The sequence below is a fragment of the Chryseobacterium sp. KMC2 genome, assembly GCF_016756935.1.
Lineage (GTDB): Bacteria > Bacteroidota > Bacteroidia > Flavobacteriales > Weeksellaceae > Chryseobacterium > Chryseobacterium rhizosphaerae.
Map to the genome: position 1 here is coordinate 220,809 of NZ_JAESIT010000008.1, position 10,976 is coordinate 231,784.

Below are 10,976 nucleotides of genomic sequence, written 5' to 3' on the forward strand. Positions count from 1 at the left end.
CTATTTAAAATTCATCCAGTTTCCGGAATGAAGATTCCCTAAGAGTTTTTTCTCATATGTTGAATTACAGATAAAAAGGGTAGATTCTGTGATCCTGTTCTTTTCTATTTCTTGAATTTCTTTTTTATCCGCTTCACTGAGGATGTTGTGAGGATTGGAAAAATCTAAACGGGCATTGGTTGATAATTTAATGATCCGGTCTTTATCTTTCCATGTTATAATCTGGTTATTGGTATATCCGGATGAAGCCTCTGTTACTTCGGGATTGGGATATTCTTTTTTCAGTGCAGTGATGAATTTGAGAATATCGTCTTTGGAAGCCTTCGTAACGGCATTGATGAGCATGAGATTTCCTTTATCATCCACAAGTGATTCTACTCTTGAAAAATGGATATTGCCAAATTGGGCAACAACATCTGCAGGAGAATATCCTACGACACGATATTGTATTGCAAAAATTTTATTCCGGTCACCATTCCAGTCATGGTCATATTCGGTAATGGTATCTTTTTCAACATACTGTTTTCCGCTTAATAGTTTAACATTCTCCCTCTTCGTCGAGTTTTTATAAAAACGGTCAGCATTTAATCCGAGGTCTAGTTCTTTTAAGTTTAGAATATCCTTGTTATATTCCTGACCTTGACAGGAAATACAGCATATATACAGGAAAAATAAAATGTAATGTTTTATCCCATTGTGATTTGCATTGTTTTTCATGGTTCTTTTTTGCGGCAATATCCAATAATTTTTTAGAATCTTTACTCTTTTTTCAGCTGAAATTCATGATCATGCTTTATTCGGTTTAAAAACGGCTGGTAAATAATATATAATTATCTTGATTTCTGTAGTTCCCGAAAACAATAAAAGCACGCCGGAGGCGTGCTTTCGTTGATATGACGTGTTTATTATTTGGGTCTACGCTTCACAAGCAGAGCATGTTACGAAATTAACCATCATTTCTTTTGAAACAGAAGAACTTCTTTGGTAGTAAAGTGTTTTCACTCCTTTCTTCCAAGCTTCTATATACAGGTAGTTAACATCTTTTACAGGCATTGTGGAAGGAATCTGAAGATTCAATGACTGTGCCTGATCGATATATTGTTGTCTCTGTGCAGCCTGAGAAATAATTTCCATAGGAGAAATTTCTTTAAATGTTTTGAATACTGCTTTTTCTTCGTCAGTTAATTCAGACAAATGCTGTACAGAACCATGGTTCAGCATGATTGTTCTCCAGGTTTCCTCGTTGTCCAATCCTTTTTCTTCCAGTAATTTAGCAAGATATTTGTTCTTACGCATAAAGTTTCCTTTAGCCAGACCTGCTTTATAATAGTTAGATGCAAAAGGTTCAATTCCCGGAGATGTTTGTCCTAAGATAGCAGAACTTGAAGTGGTAGGAGCAATGGCCATTGTAGTGGTATTTCTCAGTCCATATCCTTTCAATAATTCCGGTTCACCATAAATATTGGCTAGTTCTCTTGAGGCTTGTTCAGCCTGTTCTTTGATATGTCTGAAAGCTCTTGCATTAAATTGAGTAGCTTCAAAACTTTCAAACGGGATCATATTTTTCTGTAAATAAGAATGATATCCTAATACTCCTAATCCAAGTGCTCTGTGACGCAGTGCGAAGTTTCTTGCTCCCTGCAGGTAATAATTTCCTTCAGTTTTTTCAATGAATTCTGATAAAACAGCATCAAGGAAATAAACAGCCAGCTTTACAGCATCAGTATCTTTCCATTCATCATATAGCTCCAGGTTCATTGATGATAAACAGCAGATGAACGATTCTTCTCTTGTAGATGGAAGCATGATTTCCGAGCAAAGATTACTTGCGTTAACAGTCATTCCCTGATCTTTGTAAACCTGAGGTTTGTTTCTGTTTACGTTATCTGTAAAGAAAATATAAGGAAGACCTTTTTGCTGGCGGCTTTCTAATACTCTTGCCCAAACTTTACGTTTTTCCATATCACCATCAATCATGTCCTGCATCCAGTAATCAGGTACACAAACTCCGGTAAATAAATTCTGAATAGGGCTTCCGATATCTTTGATCGATAAAAATTCTTCAATATCTCCATGGTCGATGTCCAGATAAGCTGCAAAAGCACCTCTTCTTACTCCTCCCTGAGAAACAACATCCATTGCGGTGTCAAACAATTTCATGAAAGAAACAGCTCCCGAAGATTTTCCATTATCTGTTACTGCAGTACCTCTGTTACGAAGTTCTCCAAAATATCCGGAAGTTCCTCCTCCAATTTTTGTCTGCATAATTACTTCACCCATTTTGTGGGTAATCCCTTCGATACTATCCGGGATATGAACATTGAAACATGAGATAGGAAGACCTCTCTGTGTTCCCATATTAGCCCATACCGGTGAAGAGAAACTGATCCATCCTTTGGTGATCATTTCCTTAAATGCAGGCTGTAATTCCGGCTTATATAATTTTTTTGCAGCAGCAGTGGTGATTCTGTCGATGGCTCCATCTACTGTTTCTCCTTTCAACAGATATCCTCTGTTCAGCATCTGCTCAGACTCTTCGTTGAGCCACCATATATTTGAATTTTGTTCTTCCATAGATGTTATATTTTCGAATTCCGGAGTGTGGTAATCACCCCGGAATTTTGTTGTATTTATATTATTGATTGTAAAATTTCTACTTTGTGGGAACCATTCAAGCCACTTTCATCTCTTAATTTCTGAAACTCTTTAAAAGAAGGAGTATTCAAAACTTCATGTTGCACTTCTTCATTAATGTAGTTTGAATAATGTAAAAAAGTAACACCATCCTCTTTTAAAAAAACTTTATACTCAAAGGCAGATTGATCCAGATTTTTAAAATCACTCAAAAACGTTTGAATATTAGCTTGATTTGTAGGAACAAACTCAGGTTTTACAGTGTAACTTACGATTACGTTAATCATCTTTTATATTTGTGCTTGTTGAATTAATTGACTGTGATTGGAATCAATAATTTATTAAAAAGTGATCTGTTTTGGCACTCGCTTCGCTCGCGCCCAGTATCATTTAAAATAAATCGTTTGCTGTAATACTCTTATCGTGTTTTGTATAATCTACAGGTCTCTTGGCAAAGAAATCATCCATAGAGTTGGCGAAAACCTCTTCTTCAAACCATTTCATTGGGCGGTATTGCTCCGGAGAAATGTTATAGCGGGTTTCCATATTGATTTTCTTTAAACTGTCATCAACACGGTATTTCATAAAGTTCAGAAGGTCTTCTCTTGAGAAAACAGTCAGCTCTCCTAATTCAAAGATCCAGTCCAGGATTTCACCCTCCAATTCTATAGATTGATCTACCAGGGTGTAGATATCTTCAATGTCAGAATCAGTCAAGAGGTTAGGTTGCTCTTCACGGATCTTATTGATCAGATAAATTCCTGCATTAGCGTGAATCTGCTCATCTACTGAAGTCCAGGCAATGATATTAGATACATTTTTCATGTATCCTTTGAATCTTGTGAAAGAAAGAATGATTGCAAACTGAGAAAACAGAGATACATTTTCAATTAAAATACTGAATAATAAAAGAGAAGAAACGTATTCTTTTGGTGTTGTAGAATTGGCGTGCTTAAGAACATTTGATAAGAAATCAATTCTCTTTTTCACGGCAGGAATTTCTACTACTGTTGAAAATTCTTCATTATATCCTAACACCTCCAATAAACGGGAATAAGCTTCAGAATGACGAAATTCGCATTCTGCAAAAGTAGCTCCCAAACCATTCAGTTCCGGTTTTGGCATGTGGTTGTATAGGTTTCCCCAGAATGTCTTTACAGACACCTCGATCTGTGCAATGGCTAAAAGCGCATTTTTCACAGCATGCTTTTCATTGGGCTCCAACTGCGAATGAAAATCCTGAACATCTGCAGTAAAGTCCACTTCCGAATGTACCCAGAACGATTTGTTGATAGCTTCTACAAATTGAAGAACCTCAGGGTATTCAAATGGCTTATAACTTACTCTTTTATCAAAAATTCCCATATTAAATATCTTTATAATTAAATAATTCAGATGTATGTGGATAACGTTCAGAAAACATTTAACTTTTTGTTTTTGTGTTGTTTGTGAATTAAACTTATTCACAAACTATGTTTGTGTTTCTGATCAGAATCTAACTACAAAGTTCGAAAAAAAGAACTGATTTTGAAAGGGGTAAATACTAATTGACTGACTTTTAGCTGTAAAAGTTTTCCACATTTACATGAAACCAGCACGGATAATAGGCTAAGCAGCAATATTGAGGATAAATGGATGTAAAACTAAAGTTACAGTTAAACAATTTGTTGTAAATTGCTTTTGATAAAGGGTTATTTTGTTAAACAAAAAAATATTTGAATAAATTTTTATTCTTGTAACAATTTGAAATTATCACCTACTTATTGGATATAAAACATACATCACTTAATGTTAGTAATTCAGGATTTACATAAGTCATACGATACAGGAAAAAGCAAGCTTCATGTCCTTAAAGGGATCAATCTGAGTATTTCAGAGGGTGAGTTTGTATCTATTATGGGAAGTTCCGGTTCCGGAAAATCTACACTTCTTAATATTATTGGTATTCTGGATGAAAAAGATTCAGGAGTATATGATCTTGATGGAGTTCCCATTGAACATTTATCTGAAATAAAAGCTGCCGAATACAGAAGTAAATTCTTGGGTTTTGTCTTTCAATCCTTCAATTTGATCAGCTATAAGACGGCTTTAGAGAATGTTGCTCTTCCTTTGTATTATCAGAATGTACCCAGAAAAGAGCGTAATCAGAAAGCCATGGAATATTTGGAGAAAGTAGGGTTGGCACAATGGGCTAATCACCTTCCCAATGAGCTTTCAGGAGGACAAAAGCAGAGAGTTGCTATTGCCAGAGCCCTTATTACAAATCCCAAAGTGGTACTGGCGGATGAACCTACCGGAGCCCTGGATTCAAAGACGACTCATGATATTATGAAGCTTCTTCAGGATATTAACAATGAAGGAAAGACAATCATTGTGGTGACCCATGAACCTGATGTGGCTGCCCAAACGAAACGAAACGTAATACTGAAAGACGGTATTATTGAAAGTGATGAATTTATTAAGCAGCTTGTACTGTAGATAAGTTAATTTGAGAATTTGAAAATGAGATAATTTGAAAATTTAACAATCATAAATTTTCAATCTTTTAATACTAATAAAAAATGTTTGATCTAGATCGTTGGCAGGAAATATTCAGTTCTATCCGTAGTAACGTACTTCGGACGGTACTTTCCGGATTTACTGTGGCCTTGGGGTTATTTATTTTCATTGTATTGTTTGGAATCGGGAAAGGGCTTCAAAACGCTTTCTCTGAAGGGTTTGCGGGAGATGCCAAAAATTTGATTATTTTTTCCACAGGAAAGACCACCTTAGCTTATAAAGGCTTGCAGTCTGATCGAAATGTGACAATGAATAACTCAGACTATGACTTTTTAATTAATGCAGACAAGGAAAAAGCAGGGCCTTCCAGTCCCAGGTACAGTGCCAGTTTAATGGTGAAATATGGAAAAGAGAGTGGTCTTTATCAGATCAACGGGGCTGATCCCGGGGAGCAGGTTATTGAAAACAGAAAAGTTATTGATGGTCGCTACTTGACAGCTATGGACATGGAAAGAAAATTAAATGTTGCAGTCATTGGAAGAATGGTTCAGCGGGATTTAATCAAAAATGGAAGCCCTGTTGGGAAAGAGCTTAATATTAACGGAACAATGTACAAGGTCATTGGAGTTTTTTCAGATGATGGAGGAGATAGAGATGAAAGACATATTACAGTTCCGATTACGACTTTGCAGCAGATGAAAAAAGGCTCTGATACAGTGAATATAGCCTATATTACATATAATGAAAAACTGACTCCGGATCAGGCCATCAAATATGGTGATGAGTTAAAAGATAAATTAAAAGCAAGAAAGAATGTTGCTCCTGACGATGAAAATGGAGTTCGTATCTGGAATAATGCCAAGAATATGAATGATACATTTACATTTATGGCGGTTCTTACAGCTATTGTAGGGTTTATCGGAATGGGTACCTTACTGGCGGGAATTATCGGGATCAGTAATATCATGGTGTACATTGTAAAAGAGAGAACAAAGGAAATAGGTGTTCGAAAAGCAATTGGTGCCAAACCTGGAGGTATTGTCGGGTTGATTGTACAAGAGAGTGTTGTCATTACCGTGGTTTCAGGTTTTGTGGGAGTAGCCGTAGGAGTTCTGACTTTAAACCTGCTTGGAGACAGCCTTGAAGAATTCTTTATTAAAAGTCCAAGTGTAGGATGGGGAACGATAGTAATGGCATTTGTAGCTTTGGTCTTTTCCGGATTGATTGCCGGATTTGTTCCCGCATACAGAGCTTCAAGGATTAAACCAATAGAAGCATTAAGAACAGAATAGCAGCAATTTGAAAATAGGGTACTGATAGATGGTTTTGCCTTTTACCCTTTTACAAATAGTAATAACTTATAACTAAGAAGAAGTGAATATCATATTTAAAAAAGACACTTGGCAGGAGATTTATTATTCATTGAGGAATAATAAGCTTCGGACATTTCTTACCATGATTGGAGTAGGATGGGGGATGTTTTTGTATGTAAGTCTTCTTGGAGCAGCCAAAGGAATGGAGAATGGTTTTGATAAATTATTTTCCGGGTTTGCTACCAACTCTATTTTCCTGTGGGCGCAGAAAACATCTATTCCTTATGAGGGATTTCCTAAAGGAAGAGAGGTGCATCTCAATTTATCCGATATGGATATGCTGAAAAGAAAATTGACAGAGATCGATTATATATCACCTCAGAATTCCCGAGGAAGTTTTACCGGAACACCTGGCGAATCTATGTCTAGAAATGGTAAAAGCAGTACGTACTCTCTTACCGGAGATTATTCTGTAGGGAATAAAATTTCAGAAAAGAAACTTATTTTCGGAAGATATATCAATGATGCAGATGTTTCAGGAAATAAAAATGTAGTCGTTATCGGAGAAGAGATCTATAAAAATTTTTTTGAGGCTAAGAAGAAAGAAAACCCGATTGGAAAATCTATTAATATAAAAGGAATATTCTTTAATGTAATAGGTGTTTTCAGAGTAAAAAAAGGAGGTGGCTTTGAAAATGACCAAACGGCTTTTATTCCACTTTCAACGTATACCAAAATGTATAATGCCGGAGAGCAGATTGACATGTTTGCTATTGTAAGTAAGCCCAATGCCAATGTAAATGACGTGGAGGAAAATGCAAAGCAGATTTTAAAATCTAAGAATAAAGTTTCTCCTGAAGATACCAATGCTTTTGGTAGTTTCAACCTGGGAAAAGAATTTAAAAAGCTGACAGGCTTTCTTACAGGAATGCAGCTTTTAACAATTATCGTCGGAACATTGACGATTCTTGCCGGAGTAATTGCCATTTCAAATATCCTGCTGATCACCGTAAAGGAAAGAACAAAAGAGATAGGGATCAGGAGAGCATTAGGAGCAAAGCCGGCTGAAGTAAGGAATCAGATTTTGTTGGAAAGTGTTGTGATTACCCTCTCCTCCGGACTACTGGGCTTTATGTTTGGGATTTTTGTGCTGATGATTTTAAATGCGGTTACACAGGGCCAGGATTCCTTTCCTTTCTATAACCCGACGGTAAATTACGGAAATGTATTTGCAGCCATGGCAGTAATGGTAATTTTAGGATTGATTATCGGAATGATACCCGCACAGAGAGCGGTAAAGATCAGACCTATTGAAGCATTACGATCAGAATAATAAAATAATTAGAAAATAACATAATTTGAAGATTTGAAATTACAGTAATCTGGCCATAAGCATACAGGATTAGTCTTTTAATTTCTAAATCATTCAATTTTAAAGTAAAAAATAAACTATACATATGAAAAAGAAATTCACTTGGAAAAAAGCCATTTATATTGTGTTAGGGCTTTTATTTGCAGTGGCATTGTTCTCCGGGATTGGCTATCTTGTAAAATCAAACTCTAAGGAGAGTGAGGCCTTCCTGACCCGTAAACCTTCTGTCCAGAATATGGATGATAAAGTGATGGCTACCGGAAAAATTACTCCCAAAGAAGAAATTGAAATTAAGCCCAATATTGCGGGGATTATCGATAAAATTTTAGTGAAAGAAGGAGATAAAGTAGAAGCAGGGCAGTTAATTGCTACAGTGAGAATTGTTCCTAGTATTTCTGAAGTGAATGCAGCACAACAAGAAGTTCAGAATGCACAGCTTCAAATCGGTAACTCTCAGCTGAATGTAAGTAATATGCAGAAGCAATTTGATATGCAGGAGAAACTGTATAAACAAGGAGTTGCTTCCAAGCAGGAATATCTTAATTCTCAGCAGCAATTGTTTTCTCAGCAGCAATCTCTTAAAAATGCTCAACAGCAGCTTAATACGGCTCAAAAAAGGCTACAGATTGCCAAAACAGGTGCTACCCCTGAATTACAGGGACAAGGATTGGCTACGACACAGATTCGTTCCAAAACTTCAGGAACTGTTCTTGAGGTTCCTGTAAAAGTAGGAAGCCAGGTAATTGAAGCCAATAACTTTAATGCAGGAACAACTATCTGTTCCGTAGCAGATTTGAACTCTCTGATTTTTAAAGGAGAAATTGACGAAGCTCAGGCAGGAAAATTAAAAGAAGGAATGGATATGAATATCGTAATCGGAGCATTACAGAATAAAACATTTCCAGGAAAACTAACAATGATTGCTCCTAAAGGAAAAGATAATGCAGGAACTATTAAATTTCCGGTAGAAGGAGATGTAACAAATCCTAATAATGAATACATCAGAGCTGGTTTCTCTGCTAACGGAGAAATTGTATTGAGCTCTCAGAAAAACGCTTTGCTATTGGACGAATCTTTAGTTCAGTATGAAAAGAAACAAGGGAAAGATGTTCCTTTTGTAGAAGTAAAGCAAAAAGACGGGAAATTTAAAAAGACCTACTTAAAACTTGGAGCAAGTGATGGAATTAACGTTCAGGTTCTTCCTGGATCAAATATCACAAAAGATTCAGAAGTGAAAGTTTGGAATCCATCAGACAAGGATAAAGAAGAATTAAAGTCAAAACAAAAATAATAAACTGACACTATACATTTAGCTGTTAAATCCCGGAGAATTCTTCGGGATTTTTTTATTCCCTCATGTGTATAAGCTGCTGATGTAATAAAAGCAATATGTAAAATGTCTTACCTTTAATTCTAAACAGTCAACCATGAAAAAAAGTTATTGGGTACTCTTCCTTTTTATCATTGCAAAATTTATTCTTCAATACGTTCTGGTAAGCCCGGAATATGACTTGCAGCGTGATGAATATTTACATCTTGATCAGGGGAATCATCTTGCCTGGGGCTATCTCTCTGTTCCTCCTGTCAGTTCATGGTTTGCATGGCTTATCAAAATATTGGGTGGATCCCTATTTTGGGTCAGATTTTTTCCGACTTTATTTGGAGCATTAACAATCGTGGTGGTCTGGAAAATTATAGAAGAATTAAAAGGAAGTATGTTTGCTCAGATATTAGCAGGTCTGGGAATTTTACTGTCAGTACTTCTTCGTTTAAATATGCTTTTTCAACCCAATTCCTTAGAAGTACTGCTATGGACTTTGTTTTTTTATATTCTGATAAAATATGTCAATACAGAAAAGGTGCAATGGCTTTATTGGGGTGGGTTGGTATTTGGAATAGGAGTTTTGAATAAATACAATATAGCATTCTTAGCCTTAGGATTTATTCCGGCGCTTTTGATTACAGACCAAAGAAAAATTTTCAGAAACCCACATGTATATGGGGCCGGAATTTTAACTTTAATTCTTATTCTTCCTAATCTACTTTGGCAATATCATAATAACTTTCCGGTAATTCATCATATGAAAGCACTTTCTGAAAATCAATTGGTCAATGTAAACAGGTTTGATTTTTTAAGGGCTCAGGCGCTGTTTTTCATAGGAGTTACTTTTGTGATTATAGCCGGTTTCTATGCGCTGCTATTTGAGCAATCTTTTAAAAAGATTAGATTTTTCTTCTGGGGATATGCGATCACCATTGCATTATTTATGTTTTTCAGAGCAAAAGATTATTATGCAATAGGGCTTTACCCGGTTTACATTGCTTTTGGGGCCGTTTATCTGGGAATGATCCTCGAAAAAGGATGGAAGAAATTTTTAAAACCTATTTGCATTCTTCATCCTATCCTGCTTTTTGTGCCGGTATATTATCTTGCATTTCCAAACAAAAGTCCGGAAGCGATCGTTAAAAATCCAGAATGGTATAAGAAATTCGGACTGCTTCGATGGGAGGACGGAAAAGATCATTCTTTGCCTCAGGATTTCGCCGATATGCAAGGCTGGAGAGAGCTGGCTCAAAAAACGGATCGTGAATATACCAAGCTGTCAAAAACAGGAAACACATTGGTTTTATGTGATAACTACGGTCAGGCAGGAGCTATTAATTATTATTCAAAAGCCGGGGTAAAAGCAGTTTCGTTCAATGCGGATTATATCAACTGGTTTGATTTCAGCAAAAAATATGACAATCTCATTAGAGTTAAAGATTATTCGGAGGGAATGGAAGAGCTGAAAGATACCAGTCCTTATTTTGTGCATTCCAAAATTTTAGATTCTATTACTAACCCTTATGCACGGGAGGAAGGGGCCAGGATATTCAGTTTTAAGAACGCTAAAATTAATATTAACAATAGGCTTAGGAAAGAGATTGAAGAAGTGAAGAAAGAGGATTAATATATGATTTGAAATAATGTAAAAAAAACTTTAATGCAATATTGTTGCATTAAAGTTTTTTGTTTTAACTTTGCATAAGCAATAAGCAATAAGCAATAAGCAATAAGCAATAAGCAATAAGCAATAAGCAATAAGCAATAAGCAATAAGCAATAAGCAATAAGCAATAAGCAATAAGCAATAAGCAATAAGCAATAAGCAATAAGCA

At 35.9% G+C, this 10,976-nt stretch carries 10 protein-coding genes; 5 read left to right on the top strand and 5 right to left on the bottom strand.

Translation table 11 applies throughout. The features are described from left to right. From JML65_RS11855 to JML65_RS11870, 4 genes are all read right to left on the bottom strand, one after another. Complete coding sequence (locus JML65_RS11855; protein ID WP_202270986.1) at positions 1–717, bottom strand: hypothetical protein; 717 nt, start codon at positions 715–717, stop codon at positions 1–3. A gap of 198 nt (positions 718–915) precedes the next feature. Next, entirely contained in the window at positions 916–2,583 is a 1,668-nt protein-coding gene (locus tag JML65_RS11860; RefSeq protein WP_262484686.1) for a ribonucleoside-diphosphate reductase subunit alpha, read from the bottom strand. Between the two features lie 47 nt (positions 2,584–2,630). Next, positions 2,631–2,921 carry a hypothetical protein gene (locus JML65_RS11865; RefSeq protein ID WP_047488308.1) on the bottom strand — a complete coding sequence of 97 codons (291 nt, stop codon included), beginning with the start codon at positions 2,919–2,921 and terminating at the stop codon, positions 2,631–2,633. Positions 2,922–3,024: 103 nt separating this feature from the next. Beyond that, positions 3,025–3,999, bottom strand: a complete 975-nt coding sequence (locus tag JML65_RS11870) for a ribonucleotide-diphosphate reductase subunit beta (protein WP_047488312.1) — start codon at positions 3,997–3,999, stop codon at positions 3,025–3,027. Positions 4,000–4,422: 423 nt separating this feature from the next. Between JML65_RS11870 and JML65_RS11875 the strand changes: the two genes are divergently transcribed. The 5 genes from JML65_RS11875 to JML65_RS11895 all read left to right on the top strand — a co-directional run bounded on the left by JML65_RS11875 (position 4,423) and on the right by JML65_RS11895 (position 10,769). Next, entirely contained in the window at positions 4,423–5,112 is a 690-nt protein-coding gene (locus JML65_RS11875) for an ABC transporter ATP-binding protein (RefSeq protein ID WP_047488314.1), read from the top strand. Positions 5,113–5,195: 83 nt separating this feature from the next. Then, a complete protein-coding gene (locus JML65_RS11880) occupies positions 5,196–6,425 on the top strand; it encodes an ABC transporter permease (protein WP_047488316.1) in 1,230 nt (409 codons plus the stop codon). A gap of 82 nt (positions 6,426–6,507) precedes the next feature. Beyond that, a complete protein-coding gene (locus JML65_RS11885) occupies positions 6,508–7,779 on the top strand; it encodes an ABC transporter permease (protein ID WP_084085238.1) in 1,272 nt (423 codons plus the stop codon). A gap of 124 nt (positions 7,780–7,903) precedes the next feature. Further along, positions 7,904–9,109: an efflux RND transporter periplasmic adaptor subunit gene (locus JML65_RS11890; RefSeq protein ID WP_047488322.1), complete on the top strand. Its 1,206-nt coding sequence runs from the start codon at positions 7,904–7,906 to the stop codon at positions 9,107–9,109. A gap of 136 nt (positions 9,110–9,245) precedes the next feature. Then, positions 9,246–10,769, top strand: a complete 1,524-nt coding sequence (locus tag JML65_RS11895; protein ID WP_202270987.1) for a glycosyltransferase family 39 protein — start codon at positions 9,246–9,248, stop codon at positions 10,767–10,769. On the opposite strand, the gene JML65_RS23850 is transcribed toward JML65_RS11895, so the two are convergent. Beyond that, positions 10,766–10,976, bottom strand: a 211-nt coding sequence (locus tag JML65_RS23850) for a hypothetical protein (RefSeq protein ID WP_237390860.1), incomplete at its 5' end; no start/stop codon positions are given. The genes JML65_RS11895 and JML65_RS23850 overlap by 4 nt on opposite strands.

Coding starts and splice junctions, on each gene's coding strand:
- JML65_RS11855 (WP_202270986.1), bottom strand. CDS start 717: ATGAAAAACAATGCAAATCACAATGGGATAAAACATTACATTTTATTT.
- JML65_RS11865 (WP_047488308.1), bottom strand. CDS start 2,921: ATGATTAACGTAATCGTAAGTTACACTGTAAAACCTGAGTTTGTTCCT.
- JML65_RS11870 (WP_047488312.1), bottom strand. CDS start 3,999: ATGGGAATTTTTGATAAAAGAGTAAGTTATAAGCCATTTGAATACCCT.
- JML65_RS11875 (WP_047488314.1), top strand. CDS start 4,423: ATGTTAGTAATTCAGGATTTACATAAGTCATACGATACAGGAAAAAGC.
- JML65_RS11880 (WP_047488316.1), top strand. CDS start 5,196: ATGTTTGATCTAGATCGTTGGCAGGAAATATTCAGTTCTATCCGTAGT.
- JML65_RS11890 (WP_047488322.1), top strand. CDS start 7,904: ATGAAAAAGAAATTCACTTGGAAAAAAGCCATTTATATTGTGTTAGGG.
- JML65_RS11895 (WP_202270987.1), top strand. CDS start 9,246: ATGAAAAAAAGTTATTGGGTACTCTTCCTTTTTATCATTGCAAAATTT.